Raw genomic sequence first — 18,376 nt, forward strand, 5'->3', positions numbered from 1 at the left:
CTTTTTTATTACTCAATTAACCTTGAGCTTATTCATCATCTTGTTTTGCTTCAGCAGCAGGTAAATCCTTCACTGCTTCTGCAATCAGACCAAACATATAGTTACCATAAGCATTGGTCTTGTCATAATGGAAACGTAAACGTGGCGTAATACGTGTCTTAATACGACGACCCAGTTCATGGCGTAAGAAACCTGATGCTTTATTTAAGACATCCAAAGTTTCTTTATTTGCCACTGCACTTTGCTCATCGCCAAGCTCACGCCCCATTACGGTGACATAGACTTCTGCATAGCCTAGATCTGGGCTGACCTTCACCGCCGAGATGGTCACAAGACCACCCAAGCGTGGATCTTTCAGCTCTTGGCGGATTAACTCAGACAACTCACGTTGAACTGTATCTGCCATTCGCTTAAGACGCTGACTACCCGCCATTAAAGACTCCGTTTAATCAGTTGAACATCATAGACTTCGATTTTATCTTTAACTTTGATGTCTTTATAACCTTTCACCGCAAGACCACATTCCATACCTGCACGAACCTCTTCAACCACGTCTTTATAACGACGAAGAGATTCAAGCTCGCCTTGGAACACAACCACGTCATCACGTAATACGCGAATCGGTTTATTACGGTGTAACATACCCTCAAGTACCATACAGCCTGCTGCTGCACCAAACTTACTTGAGTGGAACACTTCACGTACTTCAGCCACACCCAGAATCGTTTCACGGTGTTCTGGAGCAAGCTTACCGCTCATCGCTGCTTTCACATCATCAATCAATTGATAGATGATTGAGTAGTAACGAATATCGATACCATCTGCATCCGCTTTTTGACGCGCAGTGTTGTCTGCACGGACGTTAAAGCCCAGTAATACGGCTTCAGAAGATTCAGCCAAAGTTACGTCAGACTCAGTGATTGCACCTACGCCTGAACCAATGATACGAACTTTCACTTCATCTGTTGCAAGTTCAGCAAGCGCAACATGTAATGCTTCCAAAGTACCACGTACATCAGTTTTCAATACCACATTGACGATAGGCACATCTTTCTTGCCCATAGACGCCATGATATTTTCAAGACGCATTGCACTTTGACGCTCAAGACGCTTTTGACGCTCACGATCCATACGCGCATCAGCAACTTCACGTGCTTTCTTCTCATCACTGACAACAAGAACTTCATCACCCGCCATTGGCGCTTCTGGTAGACCTAAGATTTCCACTGGAATCGAAGGACCTGCAGATTGAATACGTTGACCATTTTCATCCGTCATTGCACGAACGCGACCGTAAGATGCACCCGCAAGAACAAGGTCACCTACTTTCAGTGTACCGTTTTGAACAAGGATAGATGTTACCGCACCACGGCTATTGTCAACACGTGCTTCAATCACCACACCTTGTGCAGCACCTTCTTCAGATGCTTTCAACTCAAGCAATTCAGCTTGGATTGAAATAAGATCTAGAAGCTCATCGATACCTTGACCAGAATGTGCTGAAACCATTGCAACAGGTACATCACCGCCCCATTGTTCAGGCACGATTTCTTTTACTGTCAATTCGTTCAATACGCGATCTGGATCAGCAGATTCTTTATCCATCTTGTTGATTGCAACAATGATTGGTGTACCCGCTGCACGCGCATGATCAATTGCTTCCGCAGTTTGTGGCATTACACCATCATCTGCTGCTACAACAAGAACCACGATATCAGTCGCTTTCGCACCACGTGAACGCATTGCCGTAAATGCAGCATGTCCAGGAGTATCAAGGAAAGTGATCATACCTTTTTCAGTTGTAACGTGGTAAGCACCGATATGCTGTGTGATACCGCCCGCTTCACCTTGAGCAACTTTTGCACGACGAATACGGTCAAGAAGCGATGTTTTACCATGGTCAACGTGACCCATGATTGTCACCACTGGTGCACGAGTAGATTGAACACCACGCGCGCCTTCAGCAGCTTCAAGTAAGTTATCTTCCGCTTGCGTATCAGATACAAGAACAGGGTTATGACCCATTTCTTCTACGATTAATGCCGCAATTTCTTGATCAATTGCTTGGTTTTGTGTAACCAACTCACCCATTTTCATGAGCGATTTAATTACTTCACGTACTTTAATCGCCATTTTTGCTGCAAGATCTGCAACAACAATGGTTGAACCAATTTCAACATCATAAACTTGCTTTTTAACAGGTTTTTCAAAGCCATGTTTATTTGCAGTACTGGTTTTCAAACCACGTTTATGTGAGTTATCACGGAAAGATTGCTCTTCGCCACGACGACCACCTTTCTTCGGTGCACGTGCACCCGGTGTATTGGCACCACGTTTGATGTCGCGGTCTTCTTTCGCAAATGAATCTTCATATGCTTGACCAACAAGACCCGCAGCAAGAGGAGAATCATCCACTACACGAATGGTCGCCGTTGCATCTTCGTTTGAATACTTAGATGCCATTTGACGCATTTGTTCAAGTGTACGTTGCTGCGCTTCTTCAGCTGCTTTACGACGTGCTGCTTCTTCAGTTGCTTTTAATTGAGCTGCTTGTGCTTCACGCGCTTTCTTCTGCTCAGGAGTTTCAATCACTTTAATTTGTGCTTTAACTACTGGCTTGTTTGTCGATTTACGCTTCACCACAACAGCTGCTTTTGCTGTTTCTTGCTTGGTGGTTTCTTGCTTAGCTGCAGCACGCATTGCTTCTAAGTTTGCAGCCGCTTTATTTGCCACTGGACTTTCAGCCGTTGCTTTAGGTTCAACAGTCTTACGTGTCTGTTGTTCTGCTTGTGCTTTCGCCAAAGCTTCTGCTTTGATTTGTTCAGGATCAGGCTTGGTAAATGTATGCTTCTTGCGAACTTCTACATTAATAGTTTTTGCCTTACCTGAGGTACTTGCTACTTTAGCCGTACCTGTAGTTTTACGTTTCAACGTGATTTGTCCTGCTTGCCCTACGTCCTGACCATGAACTTTCTTCAAATGGTTAACGAGGGTATCTTGTTGTTCAGTAGAAATAATGTCGTCAGCTTTACGTTGCGGTAAACCTGCATCGCGAACCTGCTCTAGGAGCTTGTCTACAGGACGTCCTACGCTGAGTGCTAACTCTTGAATCGACTTGTCCGTCATCTATTACCTCCTAGTTAAACCATGATTCACGCGCTTTCATAATTAATTGACCCGCTTGCTCAGCCCCTAAACCTTCAATATCTGAGATATCGTCAGTCGCTTGGTCTGCCAAGTCATCAACAGTCACTACTCCGCGTGCAGCCAATGCATACGCGATTTCTTGTGTCATTCCTTCCATTGCAAGAAGTTCAGCACTTGGGTCTTGGATATTTTCTTGCTGTTGTAGTGCATCTGCCAATGCCAATTCTTTGGCACGACTTTGCAACAATTCAACAGTTTCAGCATCCAACTCAATTTCATCAAATGTTTCAGCTGGAACATAAGCAATTTCTTCAAGAGAAGTAAAGCCCATATCCACCAACGCCATTGCCAAATCTTCTTCAATATCTAGACGTGATACAAATAAGTCTAAGTATTGTTGTGCTTCATTTTGCTGACGTGCATGATATTCTTCTTCAAGCATCATGTTTAGTTTATAACCAGTCAGTTCAGAAGCTAAACGTACGTTTTGGCCTTGAGAACCAATCGCACGCGCTAGTTGATCGCTAGTTGCGAAAATAATGTCCGCAGTACGCTCTTCTTCATCAATCACAATACCAGATACGTCTGCAGGCTCTAATGCGCTTGCAATGTATTGTGCTGGATCATCAGACCATACTACTACATCAATACGCTCACCATTCAACTCCTGTTGAACTGCTTGAATACGCGTACCACGCATACCAATACAAGCACCTACAGGGTCAATACGATGATCATTGGTTTTCACTGCAATTTTAGCACGCACACCAGGTTGACGCGCTGCGGCTTTAATCTCAATGATTTCTTCAGAAATTTCAGGAATTTCTTTTTTCATCAAAGCCATAAGCATTTCAGGACGTGCACGTGACAATAACAATTGCGCACCACGACCTTCACGATTCACGTTAAACAAAATCGCATTTACGCGTTGTTTTGGACGCAAAATTTCTTTTGCGATCATTTCTTCACGCGCAAGATATGCTTCAGCATTATCACCAAGGTCAATAATGAAACCATCTTTGGTTTGCTTTTTCACTTCGCCGTAAATTAGCTCGCCTACTTTAGATTCGTAAGCATCAGCAACTAAAGCACGCTCAGCTTCACGAATCTTCTGTACGATCACTTGCTTAGCAATTTGCGCTGCAATACGACCGAAGTCAATTGAAGGCACTTCAAGCTCACGAATGTCACCAATCGACCATTTCGCAGGATCGACGTCAGAAATAGCATCTTGGCATGCAGGCATTTCATGATCTTCATCTGCAACCACTTCCCATTGACGGAAAGTACTATAGTCACCAGTTTTACGATCAATCTCTACACGGAGACGCGCTTCTTCAGAATTCGTGCCTTCATAGAATTTCTTTTTCGTCGCTGCAACGAGAGCTTGTTCAAGCGCTTCGAAAATTGCTTCGCGACCTACACCTTTTTCGTTACTAACCGTTTCAACGACGGTAAGGATTTCGCGTGCCATAAGCCACCTATTTGTTCAGATTCTTATAAATTGAATTAATCTTGATAAACCAGATTTGCTTTGTCGATATTGTTACTATCAATTTCAAGCACTTGTTGCTTTTCTACTTCAACCTGAATCACTTCATTTTCCAGATCTACCGCAACCAATTTCGCTTGAAATTTGCGACGATTTTCAACAGCACTGATCAGGCGTAAAGCAACTTGTTGACCAATATATGCCGGCATCTGCTCCAATTGGAAAAATGGACGATCCCACCCTGGAGAAGACACCTCAAGTGCATACTCACCAGAAATTGGGTCATGAACATCAAGCATAGCACCCACTTGTTGAGTGACACGCACACAGTCTTGTACGCCAATACCACGGCCAAGCTCAAGCTCACCGTCTTCACTAATCATTGGTTCTACATTTTCATCAACAGCTTTGTCAATATAGATACGCAATAACGAACGTTTGCCCTGAGGGACAAATTCAATCCCCCATAGATCTACATTACAAGCTTGCACTGCAGGAGCGATTAAATCTTGGAGTGCTTGGGTTTTATTTGATAACTTCATTTACTCTCGTCATTTTGTGCGATTTAATGGCCGTGTTGACCGATGAAACAGACCCACTACAGTGAAGCATGACTATTTGACCAATTGATGTCGACACTACACGATAGCCAATAAAAAAGGGCGCAATCGCCCCAATTATTACACAGAAAACCAATGTCCACTGTGCAAAAAGGCCCACCTTGTTGTGAGCCTCTTTTAGAAACTTGGTAGCGGGAGCTGGATTTGAACCAACGACCTTCGGGTTATGAGCCCGACGAGCTACCAGACTGCTCCATCCCGCATCAACGTGCAAAAATTATATACAAATATGAAATATTTTTCAATCTAAATCTAAATACTTCATACCTGCTCTGATTTAGTTGCACCTAAATCAAATTGGTAGCGGGAGCTGGATTTGAACCAACGACCTTCGGGTTATGAGCCCGACGAGCTACCAGACTGCTCCATCCCGCAACAAAACGCAAAATTTCTTAATTTAATCACTTAAATTACTTATTTTAGTTTGCTTCTAAAATAAGGTTGATTGGTAGCGGGAGCTGGATTTGAACCAACGACCTTCGGGTTATGAGCCCGACGAGCTACCAGACTGCTCCATCCCGCATCAACAGATTTGCCACATACACCAACTTAATCTTCTGGATTCATAAGTTGGTGCGGAAGGGGGGACTTGAACCCCCACGCCCGAAAGCACTACCACCTCAAGGTAGCGTGTCTACCAATTCCACCACCACCGCAGCTGTGACGAATTCTAGTAGCATCACCACAAAAAAGAAAGGATTAATTCTAATTATTCACTCGTTTTAGGTGCAGATGGCGAAGTTTCACCCAAATTGGTTGTTGCTGGTGCTGTTGTCTGTACAGATTTCAAGCTATACGCTTCTGTGGTTTGCTGTTTTGCGAATACTGCCAGCGTTAAACTGGTAATAAAGAATAAAGCTGTCAAAATCGCAGTTAGGCGTGTTAAGAAGTTACCTGAACCTGACGCACCAAAAACCGTTGCAGCGCCACCGCCACCAAAAGAGGCACCTGCATCTGCGCCCTTACCATGCTGTACAAGAATCAAACCGATCATTAACACGGCAAGAATAATATGCACCACCAGCACAAAAGTATGCATGATGAACTCCTCGTTATTTTGTATGCGCAAAGGCCTGAGCGATTTGATAAAAAGATGCAGCATTCAAAGATGCTCCACCCACTAAGGCGCCATTAATATCTGGGCAGGCCGCTAACTCTACTGCATTTTCAGGCTTAACACTACCACCATATAAAATTGGCATTGTGCTACCTAGTGTTGTGAGCTGTTTTAAACCTTCACGAATTTTAGCATGCATGTTTTGTGCATCTTCTGGTGATGCGGTTTTCCCAGTACCAATGGCCCAAATTGGCTCATAAGCAATCACAATCTGCTGCCACTGCTCTGCTGTAACGCAACTTGCAATATCACAGATCTGTTGTAATACCACTTGATCAGCTTGACCATTCTCTCGCTGTTCAAGGCTTTCACCAACACAATAAATGACCGTTAAACCTTCTGCCAAGGCATACTTTACTTTTTCGCGAATGACTTGTGGATGATCACCAAAAAATTCACGGCGCTCTGAGTGACCAATCAATACATGTTCAATTGCACTATCTTTTAATAAAGTCGCACTAACCTCACCTGTATACGCCCCAGTTCCCGGCATACGAGAAACATCTTGCGCAACTACATGAACAGCACAGCTCGCTTGTTTTAATTCGTCTTTTACGAGATGTAGTGCGATTGAAATCGGTGCAACTGCCAAATGACATTGCGCTGGAGAAATTTCATTCTTATTCAATAATTCTTTAAATTCATTTATAAGTTGTTTGGCATTCACCTGCATTGGATTCATTTTCCAATTCCCTACAACCCAAGGTGTGATCGTCGAATCCGACATACTTAACCCATTCACAAAACAATTGATTTAAACGGCGACATTCTACACGGAATTCCGTATTGAGAAGATAATTTTCTTGACAGTTTAGTATTAACTTCACTTTTTTATATTTTTTTCAGTCATTAAAATGGCAAAAAATATCAGTTTCATTAGACTGGTTCATGCTTTTGATTAATAGTTAGTGAAATACAACACTTTCAGATATGGTATTTTTATACAACAAAAGTATAATTTTACAATACCAATTATAAACAATTTAATTGAAGTAGGCATTGAGCGAATGACAGCACTACAAGGTTCTCCACGATTCACAGGTTTTATTCGCCGTTTGGTCGAAGATGGAATCGTTTCTACTGAAAACATGCAGACTGCTGTTAGCAGTGCAAAGAAAGCAAACCAAGATATTGTCCCTTATTTAATTGAGAATTTAAAACTCAAACCCATTGTCATTGCCGAAAAAATTTCTGAAGAGTTTGGTGAGCCGTTATTTGATCTTTCGACTTATGACTCTGCTCATATTTTAAGAGATGTCGTTGAAGACAAACTGATTACCAAATTCCGCGTTTTGCCCATTTTTCGACGTGGGCATCAACTCTTTGTAGCCACCAGCAATCCGACGCATATAGATGCTATGGATGCCATGCGTTTCAACAGTAAGCTCAGCATTGAAGCAATTATTGTTGAACATGACAAATTAGAAAAAATTATTGAACAAAATTATGCCGCAGAAAGTACCTTTGAGTTTGATGATGACTTTGAATTGCATGTCCATGAAGAGCATACAGATCAAGAAGACAACGATGATCAACCTCAAGAAGATGAAGCCCCGATTGTTAAATATATCAATAAATTATTGATTGATGCGATACGCATGGGTGCATCGGACTTACATTTTGAACCGTATGAAAAAGTGTATCGTGTACGCTACCGTGTGGATGGTGTTTTACGCCAGATTGCTACGCCTCCATTACAGTTAGCCAACCGCCTTGCTTCACGCTTAAAGGTTATGTCTCAAATGGACATTGCTGAAAAACGTGTGCCTCAAGATGGACGGATTAAACTTAAAATATCAAAAACTAAAGCCATCGATTTTCGTGTCAACTCACTGCCGACACTTTTTGGTGAAAAAATTGTGCTGCGTATTTTAGATCCTTCGAGTGCAATGCTGGGTATTGATGCCTTAGGTTATGAACCTGAACAAAAAGCTTTATTTATGGAAGCTCTGGAAAAACCACAAGGTATGCTGCTCATCACAGGTCCCACAGGTTCAGGTAAAACGGTTTCTCTCTATACTGGTCTGAATATTCTAAACAAAGAAGATACCAATATTTCAACCGCTGAAGATCCTGTCGAAATTAACTTGGAAGGTATTAATCAGGTTAACGTGAACAATAAAGTTGGTCTAACCTTCTCAGCCGCTTTAAAGTCTTTCTTACGACAAGATCCAGACATTGTCATGGTCGGTGAGATCCGAGACTTAGAAACTGCTGAAATTGCGATTAAAGCCGCGCAAACGGGTCATATGGTGATGTCTACCCTACATACCAATAGCGCACCAGAAACCCTGACTCGTTTAAGAAATATGGGGGTCCCTTCCTTTAATATTGCAACCTCTGTAAACTTAGTGATTGCACAACGACTTGCTCGACGACTCTGTCCACAGTGTAAAGTCCCTACTGAAGTACCCAAAAATAGTTTGTTAGAAATGGGCTTTAGCGAACAAGAGATACAACAGCCAGATTTCAAAATTTTTCAACCTGTCGGTTGTTCAGAATGTCGAGATGGCTATAAAGGGCGTGTGGGGATCTATGAAGTAATGAAAATTACATCTGAAATATCCAAGATTATTATGGAAGATGGTAATGCAATTCAAATTGCAGAAGCATCGGCAAAATTGGGGTTTAATAATCTACGTCTTTCAGGTTTAAAGAAGGTCATGCAAGGGGTAACTTCACTACAAGAAGTCAATCGTGTGACCAGCGAATAAAGTACGTATTTAAAATAAGGATAAACGCATGGCTGTCAAAAAAGCACAGATGATGCCAACCTTCAGTTATGAAGGAGTTGACCGCAAAGGGGCAAAAATTAAAGGGGAACTTCCTGCACGGAATATGGCTTTAGCTAAAGTCACATTACGTAAGCAAGGGGTTGCCATTAAGACCATTCGAGAAAAGCGAAAAAATATTCTTGAAGGTTTGTTAAAAAAGAAAGTCAGCACACTAGATATCACCATTTTCACACGCCAATTGGCCACCATGATGAAAGCGGGTGTACCTTTGGTACAAAGCTTTGAAATTGTGGCCGAGGGCTTAGAAAACCCAGCAATGCGGGAAGTGGTCTTAGGCATTAAAGGTGAAGTCGAAGGTGGCAACACTTTTGCTGGCGCGCTAAAAAAATATCCCCAGCACTTTGACAATTTATTTTGCTCTTTGGTCGAATCTGGCGAACAATCAGGTGCGCTTGAAACCATGTTGGATCGTGTCGCAATTTATAAAGAAAAAAGCGAACTCCTGAAACAAAAAATCAAAAAAGCCATGAAATATCCAGCCTCCGTAGTTGTGGTGGCAGTTATTGTCACCATCATTTTGATGGTGAAGGTTGTTCCTGTATTCCAAGATTTATTTAGCTCATTTGGTGCAGATCTTCCAGCCTTTACCAAAATGGTCGTGAATATGTCAGAGTGGATGCAAAAATACTGGTTTATTCTAATTATCGCGATTGGAGTGTTGATTGCCGTATTTCTTGAAGCCAAAAAACGGAGTAAAAAATTCCGTGACTTTTTGGATAAAGCGGCATTAAAGGCTCCTATTTTTGGTGATCTGGTTTATAAAGCCATTATCGCGCGTTACAGCCGTACTTTAGCCACGACCTTTGCTGCCGGTGTTCCACTGATTGATGCTTTAGAGTCAACTGCTGGAGCAACCAATAACGTGGTCTATGAGCAAGCGGTGCTTAAAATCCGAGATGATGTTGCGACTGGGCAACAGTTGCAATTTGCCATGCGGGTCACGGATAAATTTCCTTCTATGGCAATACAAATGGTTGCCATTGGTGAGGAATCAGGTGCACTGGATGCCATGTTAGATAAAGTCGCGACACATTATGAAAATGAAGTCGATAATGCCGTCGATGGCTTAACCTCAATGATGGAGCCCTTAATCATGGCGGTTCTTGGGGTCCTTGTCGGCGGTCTGGTCATTGCCATGTATCTTCCAATCTTCCAAATGGGTTCTGTGGTTTAATGCAAGATTTACTCGATTATTTTATTCAAAACCCAACTGCACTTTATGTCGCAGTTGGGATTTTTAGTTTATGCATTGGTAGTTTTTTAAACGTTGTCATTTATCGCACTCCCAAAATGATGGAGCAAGAATGGCATCAAGACTGTCAACTACTCTTACATCCTGAACAAGCCATTTTGGATGAGAAAAAACTCAGTCTCAGCCAGCCAGCTTCAACCTGTCCGAAATGTAAGAAACCTATTCGTTGGTATCAGAATATCCCTGTCATTAGCTGGTTAGTATTACGTGGTAAATGTGGAACCTGTAGTAACCCGATCAGTATCCGCTACCCTTTGGTTGAATTGCTAACTGCCATCTGTGCTTTGACAGTCGTCGCGGTCTATGGTCCCACCTTACAAATGTTGTTTGGTTTGATTCTCACCTATACATTAATCGCACTAACATTTATTGATTTCGATACACAGCTTCTACCTGATCGTTATACCTTGCCATTGGCAGCATTAGGACTGGGAATTAACAGCTATTCTATTTATACCTCACCAAGCGTTGCCATCTGGGGCTATATCATTGGTTTTCTTTGCCTTTGGATTGTGTATTACCTGTTTAAAATTATTACAGGTAAAGAAGGCATGGGCTATGGTGACTTTAAATTACTGGCTGCTTTAGGGGCTTGGATGGGTCCGTTGCTGCTACCATTGATCATATTACTGTCTTCACTGGTCGGTGCGATCATCGGAATTATTCTGCTTAAAATCCGTAAAGAAAATCAACCTTTTGCTTTTGGCCCCTATATTGCCATCGCGGGTTGGGTTGCCTTTTTATGGGGTGAGCAAATTATGAAAGTTTATCTAGGACAATGAGTATGCAAGACCCATTCATTCTCGGTCTTACAGGTGGAATTGGTAGTGGGAAATCTGCTGCCAGCCATTGGTTTGAAACACAAGGCATTCAAGTGGTCGATGCCGATATTGTCGCACGTGAAGTGGTCGAACCGAATCAGCCTGCCTTACATGCCATTCAAGCAGCCTTTGGCGACTGGGTACTCGATAAAACAGGTGCACTCAATCGTAAAGCCTTACGTGAACATATCTTTCAACATGCCGATGCACGTAAAGTTTTAGAAGGCATCACCCACCCTGCTATTCGACAATCGATTCTTCAGCAACTGCAAGATGCCACCAGTCCTTATGTGATTCTGGTCTCTCCGTTACTGCTAGAGACCAATCAACACGAGTTGACTGATCGTGTCTTATTAATTGATGCATCGGAAGACTTACAGATTGAACGCGCCAGCCAAAGAGATCGACAAAGTATTCAGCAGATCCGACAGATTATTCAAGCACAAATGCCACGAATGCAAAAACAACAGCTAGCGCATGATATTGTGCTCAATGATGGTCATCTCAGCCATCTTTATGCACATCTTGAACCTTTACATCAGAAATATTTAAGCATGGCAGAGCAAAAGCAGTCAGTTTAAGATGACCTCTTTTGCTGATCGAGTTGCGCTTGCAAGGTGTCTTTACGTAACCAACGCCACGGCTGCAAAGCCCCAATTCCCATCCCCAGCAAACCGCACATAATTGCCAAACTTAACGGTTCATGCAATAAAGGCACAGCCAGAATCGCGGCAATAAATGGCGCCAAAGTCACAATACTGCCTGCCTTAAATGCACCGAGTCGCTTGATTGCTTCCACGTAAGTCAGCGTTGCAACAATCACTACAAAAATGCCATGGAAAAGTGTTTGCAACAACAAATGCATCGGTTCTGGTTGATCGAGATGTTTCGGTAAAAATAACAAATAGATAGGCAAATAGATAATCGCAGACCAAATCGCAACACTCGCCATGGAATGCCAAGCGGAAAGTTTCCATTGCCGCAATAGAACCGTAAAAATCCCCCACCAGATTGCACTCAAGAGAAACAGTAAGTCACCAAAACCAAAAGCAACCCCTGTTTCCTGATACATCAAATAAGACATTGAGCCAATTGCGGTCAGCATAATTGCCAGACTTAGCCACGTATGACGATCAAAAGGTTGTTTAAACAGTAAATACGCCGCGATTGCAGTACATAGTGGTAAACAACCATTCAAGAAAATGGCTGCATGTGCCGCAGGAACATAATGAAATGCACTATATGACGTTAAACAGTACGCCACACCCCCGATAAGTGCCAAAATGATCGGTTGTTTATGCCATAAAAAAGCAGTGTCTTTTTTATAAATTAAAATCGGCATTAAAATGCAAAACGCCAATGCAAAACGCAGTGCAGTGATATCCCACGCACTGATATGCCATTGTGCACTTAAGCGAGAAGCCAAAGTAAATCCGCCCCAAATGCACATGGTAATGGCAACAAACAAATAGCCTTTGGAGCGGTGTGAAATCATCTTTACAACAATATGCTAAGCAATAAAAAGTAAATTAAACGCTTTGACGTTGGCGACATGCTTCATAGAGTGCCATGCCTGTTGCTACACTCACATTCAAACTTTGTAAGTTGCCCGCCATCGGAATATAAACGGTTTGATCACATTGAGACTGGGTAATTGGACGCAGGCCTGTATCTTCAGCACCCATCACCACACATACCGCGGTTCCAGTAAAATCGAACTGTTGTAATGGAAGTGCTTTCTCATCAAGCATGGTCCCCACCACACGCACGTTAAACTCATCTTTAATTTGCGCTAAAGTCCGTGCCAAATTGGTCACTTGGATAAATTTAACTTTTTCGGCACCACCCGCTGCCACTTTACGTGCTGTCGGGGTCAAACTTGCAGAACGATCACGTGGCACAATTACAGCTTCCACACCCATAGCAGCCGCAGTACGAATACACGCACCTAAGTTATGTGGATCGGTGACTTGGTCTAACCCCAGCAATAAACAATTTGGTGATTGCTTCAGTAAGGCTTCCAGATCTTTTTCATTTAAAATTGGATTAGGGCGAACAGCGGCCACGACCCCTTGGTGAAATGGCAAGCCAGCCATTTTTTCTAATCGATCCCGACCTGTTTGTTGCACACTAATACCAAAAGGTTCAGCCAACTCAAGTACACGTTTTAAACGTTGGTCATCACGCCCTTTCAAGGTGAACAAAGTTAGAACACGTTCAGGCTCCAATTCTAAGAGCGACTCTACTGAATGAACGCCATAATAATATTCAGGTTTTGCCATGAACAACCTCGAGTAAGCAAAAAGATAGGGAGAAACTACAAACAGAAAATCCTGCAAAGTTGCCTTTACAGGATTTTAACTTAAGCCATAGTTTAACTGATTTTCGTTAAAATAGCTTTGCTTATCCGTCCTAGACTTAGCCTTCTAAATGGCATACATAGTCTAAAACTTCATCTGTTTCAATTTTAAAACGGCTATTGCCAGGTACATAAAATGATTGCCCTGCACGGAACAATTCACTTTCTTCACTATCCGCAATTTTTACACGACACTCACCCGAAATAATTTCCATACGCTCAGGCACATGTGTTTCAAACGTTAAGGCTTGTTCAGTTGGAAGAATAACGCCTAGGGTTTTTTTGGTTCCATCTTCAAATTGAACGGTATGGCTAATGCATAATCCACCAAAGTAAACGTTCGATTTTTTGATAACTGATACATGATCAAACTGAGCTGACATGCGTATTCTCCAGATGATGCGGATAAATATCTTAATGATTGATGTAGTTTAAATAGGCAATAGCAACTAATCAATCGGTGTTTATCTGTAAACAGCATTTTTACTAGAAAACCTAGAGTCACACTTTTACAGCCCCATTTTAACTGAAAAATTGTATATGATTGATGCTTGAGACTCAAATTGCTTTAGTCTTAAATCTTTACTATGCAATTGAAAAATTTACGCTAATATAGAATCCAACACAGTTTCAGCACAGACTAAAACTTGTGAGAATTAAAAAATTTGACTATCTTACAGAAACCAAACTTTTCGCAGCTTGGACGCGTTTATGCTGACACATTTAACTCTCATCAACTTTGCCTTAGCTGATCACTTAGCCATTGATATTGATCAAGGTTTTAATGTTCTTACAGGTGAAACTGGTGCAGGAAAATCATTATTACTGGATGCACTTTCAGCCAGCTTAGGCGACCGCACAGACACCAATTATGTGCGCTATGGTGCAGATAAGGCCGATATTACCGCCGTGTTTAGTTATGAACAGCATAGCCCCGAAGCCTCTTGGTTACAGCAACATGAGTTAGATGACGATTCAGGTGAAATCCATTTAAGACGCGTCATCTTCGCTACAGGCCGCAGTAAAGCTTGGATTAATGGTCGTCCCAGCAGTTTGTCTGAACTCAAAGAGTTAGGCCGACTTCTGGTTCAACTCTATAGTCAGCACAGTCAACAGCAACTTTTAGAGCCACCTTATCCGAAGCACTGGCTTGATCGTTACAGTAATTTTGCGCAACCTGCACAACAAGTCAAAGAAGCCTATTCAAATTGGCAGCAAACCATTCGTCAGCATCAAGCTGCTCTCGATGCCCAAGCCAGCCGTAAACAACGTATTGCAACCCTTGAATTACAACTCGAAGAATTAGAAGAAGTGATTCAATTGGCGTATAAAGAGATTGAACAGGAGTTCGACCGACTCAGTCATCATGAACACATCATGCAAGATTGTAGTTATGCCTTAAATACCCTGGATGAAGCTGAGCAGAATATCAATCAAGAATTGTCTGGACTCATTCGTCGCTTAGAATCCCATGCAGGACGCAGTGAACAATTGGCAGAAATACATAACTCGATTCTGAATGCGCAAAGCGAATTGGATGATGCAACGGCAAATTTACGCCAGTTCATTGACCGTCAAAGCTATGACCCTGAGCGCATGGAAGAATTAAATACCCAACTTGAAGTGTTCCATCGTTTTGCCCGTAAATACCGCACCCAACCAGAAGATTTAAATCAGGAATACCAAGGCTGGCAAGCAGAGTTAGCACAGTTACATGCCCTAGAAGACCCTGAAACTTTAGCTGAACAAGTCGAACTGGCACATCAGGACTTTTTAGCGAAAGCGCAACATCTAGATGAAATCCGACGTGCGGCAGCAACACCATTGGCCAAACAATTGACCGAACAAGTGAAGCAACTGGCGCTGCCTGAGGCACATTTTGAGTTTAAGTTTGAACCGCTAGAACAAGCTTCTGCCGATGGACTAAGCTTTATCCAATTACTCTTCACTGCCAATAAAGGCATTCCAGCACAACCTTTGGCACGTGTGGCTTCAGGGGGAGAACTCTCACGTATTGCCCTCGTGATGCAAGTCATGAATGCCGAAAAAACCGAAGCTGAAGTCTTGGTCTTTGACGAAATTGATGTGGGGATCAGTGGCGGAACTGCGGAAATTGTGGGTCGTCTACTGGCGGATTTAGCCCAGCATGTGCAAATTCTCTGTATTACTCATCAGGCGCAAGTGGCAGCTCAGTCTGATCAGCATTTACTGGTGAAAAAACAGCAAACCGATCCTGCGAGTAGTACCATTATTTCACTCGAAGAACCGCAGCGGATTTTGGAATTGGCACGGATGACAGGTGGTGTTGAAATTAGTGAAACTACGCTACAACACGCAAAACAACTCCGACAATTAAAATTCCAGCCCGTATAAATTTAAGGTCAAAGCTGTAAAAAAAGATTGGTGAATAACGCAAAGTCTTGTAAGTTGAAAGTATACGGACTGTAGTCATCGCATAGATGACTTTTAAAGGAGAAATGCTTAGGTGACCAAACAATATCTCACGCATCGTTGCCTGATTGCCCCGCCAGAAATGAAAGATGAGTTTTTTGCTCATACCGTCATTTATTTGGCTCGACATGATGATGAAGGTGCGCAAGGCATTATTATCAATCGACCTTCTGGCATTTCCGTAAAAGAATTACTTAATGATCTAGAAATTGATGCAGATAATGTACATCCGCATGATGTGTTACAAGGTGGCCCTTTACGCCCAGAAGCAGGCTTTGTATTGCATACAGGACAACCGACTTGGCATTCATCGATTGCCGTTGGAGAAAACGTCTGCATTACCACCTCTAAAGATATTTTAGATGCGATTGCGCATAACGAAGGTGTGGGACGCTATCAAATTGCCTTAGGCTATGCCAGTTGGGCCAAACATCAACTGGAAGATGAAATCACTCGGGGTGACTGGCTGATTTGTGATGCTGATATGGATCTAATTTTTAACTTGCCTTATGGCGACCGTTGGGACGCAGCATACAAAAAAATGGGCGTCGACCGTAATTGGTTATCTTCAGAGATTGGTCATGCCTGATTTATCTCAACCGCAATTAATTATGGCCTTTGACTTTGGCACACAAAAAATGGGCATGGCTGTCGGGCAGTCTATTATTTCCAGTGCTAATCCACTGGCTTTATTTCCCATGAAAGATGGTATTCCCCATTGGGACAATTTACTAAAACTGGTCAAACAACATCAACCGAACTTATTTTTAGTCGGATTACCGTTGAATATGGATGATAGTGAATCGGAGCTTTCAACCCGCGCACGTAAATTTGCTCGTCGTTTGCGCCATCAAACCAATATTGAAACCTTGATGGTCGATGAGCGCCTAACCACCCGCGAAGCACGCGATGAACTCGATCATTATCAAGCACAAGGTCGTGGGAAAAAACTTTCTGCCGATAGTCTTGCTGCCGCATTACTGATCGAAAGTTGGTATCGTCACCCCGAAGGTATACAACCTTAAAGCTTGATCTGGAAAAGGACGAATATCTCCTTTTCCATATTTATTACTGCTTGGTCTGGATATGAATGGTTGCGGTTCGACCTGCAACAAAAGCCAACTGGTTTTTCGGCATTTCATCTAACACAATTTTCACAGGTACCCGCTGTGCCAAACGCACCCAAGTAAAAGTTGGATTTACATTTGCCAACAAGGTAGAGCTACTCGAACGTTCACGATCTTCAATCCCTGAAGCAACCCCCTGCACATGACCTTTAATTTTCTGATCATCCCCCATCAACTGTACCGTAGCAGAATCACCAATTTGAATATGGTTCAATTTGGTTTCTTCAAAATAACCGACCACATACAATTGCTGACGATTGACCAAGGCGGCAACAGCATCCCCTGTTTTGACATAATTACCTACCTGTAAACTAAAGTTAGATAAGCTTCCATCCGCAGGCGCAAGTACCTCAGAGCGAGTCAAATTGAGTTGCGCCAAATGCAAATTACTGTTTGCCACTTCAATTAACGCTTTTTGTTGCACAATATTGGCTTTGGCCTGTTCAATGGCTGCCAACATTTGCTCATGCTCGGCATGCGATTGATCGCGCGCTGCGAACATTTGATCCTGTTCTTGTTTAGAAATTGCGCCCTCCATCAAATTGCCATAACGACTGGCATTTTTATCTGCCAAATTGGCATTGGCTTGCGACTTAATCACGTTGGCTCTCGCTTGGGCCAGTGCAGCTTCTGCTTCTGCCAAACCTGCATGGGCTTTTGCTAAATCTGATTTTGCCTGCTCTACATCCAGTGCCTGACGTGCGACATCAATTTTAAACAGCACCTGTCCTTTTTTAACGCTTTGGTTATCTTGAACCAAAACCTGAGTGACTAAGCCAGAAACATCCGAAGATACTTGCATAACGTCCCCTCTAACACGACCATCACGTGTCCAAGGTGCTGAATTATAATAATTCCATAAATGCACCACCACGTAGATCGCTGCCAGTAACATCACGGCTGTGACGATGGGGCGTATTACTTTACGTGTATCTAAGGTATTCATTTCTGTGTCCTCTTATCTAATTCAATCATTTGTATGGCCTAAATACCCCAAAACACCAAAAACCCTTCATGCACGCCCATTAATAAAATAATGTAGAGGCAGATATTGAAGACCCCTGGCAATGCGACCCAACCTTGATCCAGCCATGGGTTGGTCAAGATTGAAACCAATTTAAAGACTAAAAATGCAACAATTGCTTGAATCAAGAAAACAGGAATATAAACTCCATACGCATTGAACTCGCCCATC

At 42.6% G+C, this 18,376-nt stretch carries 18 protein-coding genes and 4 tRNA genes; 7 read left to right on the forward strand and 15 right to left on the reverse strand.

Going from position 1 to position 18,376, the window contains the following annotated elements; all coding sequences use genetic code 11:
- Positions 1 to 28 precede the first annotated feature (28 nt).
- From DCO44_RS01010 to tpiA, 10 genes are all read right to left on the reverse strand, one after another.
- Positions 29 to 433: a ribosome-binding factor A gene (locus DCO44_RS01010; protein ID WP_116758767.1), complete on the reverse strand. Its 405-nt coding sequence runs from the start codon at positions 431 to 433 to the stop codon at positions 29 to 31.
- Positions 433 to 3,126: a translation initiation factor IF-2 gene (gene infB, locus DCO44_RS01015; protein ID WP_116758768.1), complete on the reverse strand. Its 2,694-nt coding sequence runs from the start codon at positions 3,124 to 3,126 to the stop codon at positions 433 to 435. The genes DCO44_RS01010 and infB overlap by 1 nt, the downstream gene beginning before the upstream one ends.
- A 10-nt stretch (positions 3,127 to 3,136) precedes the next feature.
- Positions 3,137 to 4,621, reverse strand: coding sequence for a transcription termination factor NusA (gene nusA / locus DCO44_RS01020; protein ID WP_116758769.1), 1,485 nt, complete (start codon positions 4,619 to 4,621; stop codon positions 3,137 to 3,139).
- A gap of 35 nt (positions 4,622 to 4,656) precedes the next feature.
- Positions 4,657 to 5,181 (reverse strand): ribosome maturation factor RimP, encoded by a 525-nt coding sequence (gene rimP, locus DCO44_RS01025; protein ID WP_116758770.1) that lies wholly within the window; start codon positions 5,179 to 5,181, stop codon positions 4,657 to 4,659.
- Positions 5,182 to 5,385: 204 nt separating this feature from the next.
- Positions 5,386 to 5,462: transfer RNA gene (locus tag DCO44_RS01030), tRNA-Met, on the reverse strand.
- Between the two features lie 95 nt (positions 5,463 to 5,557).
- Positions 5,558 to 5,634: transfer RNA gene (locus DCO44_RS01035), tRNA-Met, on the reverse strand.
- A gap of 71 nt (positions 5,635 to 5,705) precedes the next feature.
- Positions 5,706 to 5,782, reverse strand: a tRNA-Met gene (locus DCO44_RS01040).
- A 48-nt stretch (positions 5,783 to 5,830) separates the two neighbouring features.
- Positions 5,831 to 5,915: transfer RNA gene (locus tag DCO44_RS01045), tRNA-Leu, on the reverse strand.
- Positions 5,916 to 5,968: 53 nt separating this feature from the next.
- Positions 5,969 to 6,298, reverse strand: coding sequence for a preprotein translocase subunit SecG (gene secG / locus DCO44_RS01050; protein ID WP_116758771.1), 330 nt, complete (start codon positions 6,296 to 6,298; stop codon positions 5,969 to 5,971).
- Between the two features lie 13 nt (positions 6,299 to 6,311).
- On the reverse strand, positions 6,312 to 7,103 hold the full coding sequence (gene tpiA, locus DCO44_RS01055; protein WP_116758772.1) for a triose-phosphate isomerase: 792 nt from the start codon (positions 7,101 to 7,103) through the stop codon (positions 6,312 to 6,314).
- 280 nt (positions 7,104 to 7,383) lie between these two features.
- Between tpiA and pilB the strand changes: the two genes are divergently transcribed.
- From pilB to coaE, 4 genes are read left to right on the forward strand one after another with little or no spacing between them, the layout of a single operon-like run.
- On the forward strand, positions 7,384 to 9,090 hold the full coding sequence (pilB, locus tag DCO44_RS01060; RefSeq protein WP_116758773.1) for a type IV-A pilus assembly ATPase PilB: 1,707 nt from the start codon (positions 7,384 to 7,386) through the stop codon (positions 9,088 to 9,090).
- A gap of 28 nt (positions 9,091 to 9,118) precedes the next feature.
- A complete protein-coding gene (locus DCO44_RS01065) occupies positions 9,119 to 10,345 on the forward strand; it encodes a type II secretion system F family protein (RefSeq protein WP_116758774.1) in 1,227 nt (408 codons plus the stop codon).
- The gene (locus DCO44_RS01070) at positions 10,345 to 11,205 is read left to right on the forward strand and encodes a prepilin peptidase (protein ID WP_116758775.1); all 861 of its coding nucleotides are present in this window, start codon (positions 10,345 to 10,347) and stop codon (positions 11,203 to 11,205) included. The genes DCO44_RS01065 and DCO44_RS01070 overlap by 1 nt, the downstream gene beginning before the upstream one ends.
- Positions 11,206 to 11,207: 2 nt before the next feature.
- Positions 11,208 to 11,825: a dephospho-CoA kinase gene (coaE, locus tag DCO44_RS01075; RefSeq protein WP_116758776.1), complete on the forward strand. Its 618-nt coding sequence runs from the start codon at positions 11,208 to 11,210 to the stop codon at positions 11,823 to 11,825.
- On the opposite strand, the gene DCO44_RS01080 is transcribed toward coaE, so the two are convergent.
- The 3 genes from DCO44_RS01080 to DCO44_RS01090 all read right to left on the reverse strand — a co-directional run bounded on the left by DCO44_RS01080 (position 11,822) and on the right by DCO44_RS01090 (position 13,986).
- On the reverse strand, positions 11,822 to 12,739 hold the full coding sequence (locus DCO44_RS01080) for a DMT family transporter (RefSeq protein WP_116758777.1): 918 nt from the start codon (positions 12,737 to 12,739) through the stop codon (positions 11,822 to 11,824). The genes coaE and DCO44_RS01080 overlap by 4 nt on opposite strands.
- Positions 12,740 to 12,773: 34 nt before the next feature.
- Positions 12,774 to 13,526 carry a 23S rRNA (guanosine(2251)-2'-O)-methyltransferase RlmB gene (gene rlmB, locus DCO44_RS01085; protein WP_116758778.1) on the reverse strand — a complete coding sequence of 251 codons (753 nt, stop codon included), beginning with the start codon at positions 13,524 to 13,526 and terminating at the stop codon, positions 12,774 to 12,776.
- Positions 13,527 to 13,662: 136 nt separating this feature from the next.
- A complete protein-coding gene (locus DCO44_RS01090; RefSeq protein ID WP_016168405.1) occupies positions 13,663 to 13,986 on the reverse strand; it encodes a pyrimidine/purine nucleoside phosphorylase in 324 nt (107 codons plus the stop codon).
- A gap of 328 nt (positions 13,987 to 14,314) precedes the next feature.
- Here DCO44_RS01090 and recN point away from each other — a divergent pair, with 328 nt between their 5' ends.
- The 3 genes from recN (at position 14,315) to ruvX (ending at position 17,079) form a co-directional block, all read left to right on the forward strand.
- Positions 14,315 to 15,976, forward strand: a complete 1,662-nt coding sequence (gene recN, locus DCO44_RS01095) for a DNA repair protein RecN (protein WP_116758779.1) — start codon at positions 14,315 to 14,317, stop codon at positions 15,974 to 15,976.
- Between the two features lie 112 nt (positions 15,977 to 16,088).
- Complete coding sequence (locus tag DCO44_RS01100) at positions 16,089 to 16,643, forward strand: YqgE/AlgH family protein (RefSeq protein ID WP_104441194.1); 555 nt, start codon at positions 16,089 to 16,091, stop codon at positions 16,641 to 16,643.
- The gene (ruvX, locus tag DCO44_RS01105; RefSeq protein WP_116758780.1) at positions 16,636 to 17,079 is read left to right on the forward strand and encodes a Holliday junction resolvase RuvX; all 444 of its coding nucleotides are present in this window, start codon (positions 16,636 to 16,638) and stop codon (positions 17,077 to 17,079) included. The genes DCO44_RS01100 and ruvX overlap by 8 nt, the downstream gene beginning before the upstream one ends.
- Positions 17,080 to 17,122: 43 nt before the next feature.
- Here the strand turns inward: ruvX and DCO44_RS01110 are convergent, their stop codons facing one another.
- On the reverse strand, positions 17,123 to 18,127 hold the full coding sequence (locus tag DCO44_RS01110) for an HlyD family secretion protein (RefSeq protein ID WP_116758781.1): 1,005 nt from the start codon (positions 18,125 to 18,127) through the stop codon (positions 17,123 to 17,125).
- 38 nt (positions 18,128 to 18,165) lie between these two features.
- A complete protein-coding gene (locus DCO44_RS01115) occupies positions 18,166 to 18,375 on the reverse strand; it encodes a DUF1656 domain-containing protein (protein ID WP_116758782.1) in 210 nt (69 codons plus the stop codon).
- Between the last annotated feature and the right edge of the window lies 1 nt (position 18,376).

This window comes from Acinetobacter sp. AM, from assembly GCF_003105055.1.
GTDB classification, from domain to species: Bacteria; Pseudomonadota; Gammaproteobacteria; order Pseudomonadales; family Moraxellaceae; genus Acinetobacter; species Acinetobacter tibetensis.

Bases quoted from the DNA above. Each gene is read 5' to 3' on its own strand.
- DCO44_RS01070 (WP_116758775.1), top strand. From the start codon at position 10,345: ATGCAAGATTTACTCGATTATTTTATTCAAAACCCAACTGCACTTTAT.
- DCO44_RS01010 (WP_116758767.1), bottom strand. From the start codon at position 433: ATGGCGGGTAGTCAGCGTCTTAAGCGAATGGCAGATACAGTTCAACGT.
- nusA (WP_116758769.1), bottom strand. From the start codon at position 4,621: ATGGCACGCGAAATCCTTACCGTCGTTGAAACGGTTAGTAACGAAAAA.
- secG (WP_116758771.1), bottom strand. From the start codon at position 6,298: ATGCATACTTTTGTGCTGGTGGTGCATATTATTCTTGCCGTGTTAATG.
- DCO44_RS01080 (WP_116758777.1), bottom strand. From the start codon at position 12,739: ATGATTTCACACCGCTCCAAAGGCTATTTGTTTGTTGCCATTACCATG.
- infB (WP_116758768.1), bottom strand. From the start codon at position 3,126: ATGACGGACAAGTCGATTCAAGAGTTAGCACTCAGCGTAGGACGTCCT.
- DCO44_RS01110 (WP_116758781.1), bottom strand. From the start codon at position 18,127: ATGAATACCTTAGATACACGTAAAGTAATACGCCCCATCGTCACAGCC.
- DCO44_RS01065 (WP_116758774.1), top strand. From the start codon at position 9,119: ATGGCTGTCAAAAAAGCACAGATGATGCCAACCTTCAGTTATGAAGGA.
- ruvX (WP_116758780.1), top strand. From the start codon at position 16,636: ATGCCTGATTTATCTCAACCGCAATTAATTATGGCCTTTGACTTTGGC.
- tpiA (WP_116758772.1), bottom strand. From the start codon at position 7,103: ATGTCGGATTCGACGATCACACCTTGGGTTGTAGGGAATTGGAAAATG.
- recN (WP_116758779.1), top strand. From the start codon at position 14,315: ATGCTGACACATTTAACTCTCATCAACTTTGCCTTAGCTGATCACTTA.
- coaE (WP_116758776.1), top strand. From the start codon at position 11,208: ATGCAAGACCCATTCATTCTCGGTCTTACAGGTGGAATTGGTAGTGGG.
- rlmB (WP_116758778.1), bottom strand. From the start codon at position 13,526: ATGGCAAAACCTGAATATTATTATGGCGTTCATTCAGTAGAGTCGCTC.
- DCO44_RS01115 (WP_116758782.1), bottom strand. From the start codon at position 18,375: ATGGGCGAGTTCAATGCGTATGGAGTTTATATTCCTGTTTTCTTGATT.
- rimP (WP_116758770.1), bottom strand. From the start codon at position 5,181: ATGAAGTTATCAAATAAAACCCAAGCACTCCAAGATTTAATCGCTCCT.
- DCO44_RS01090 (WP_016168405.1), bottom strand. From the start codon at position 13,986: ATGTCAGCTCAGTTTGATCATGTATCAGTTATCAAAAAATCGAACGTT.
- pilB (WP_116758773.1), top strand. From the start codon at position 7,384: ATGACAGCACTACAAGGTTCTCCACGATTCACAGGTTTTATTCGCCGT.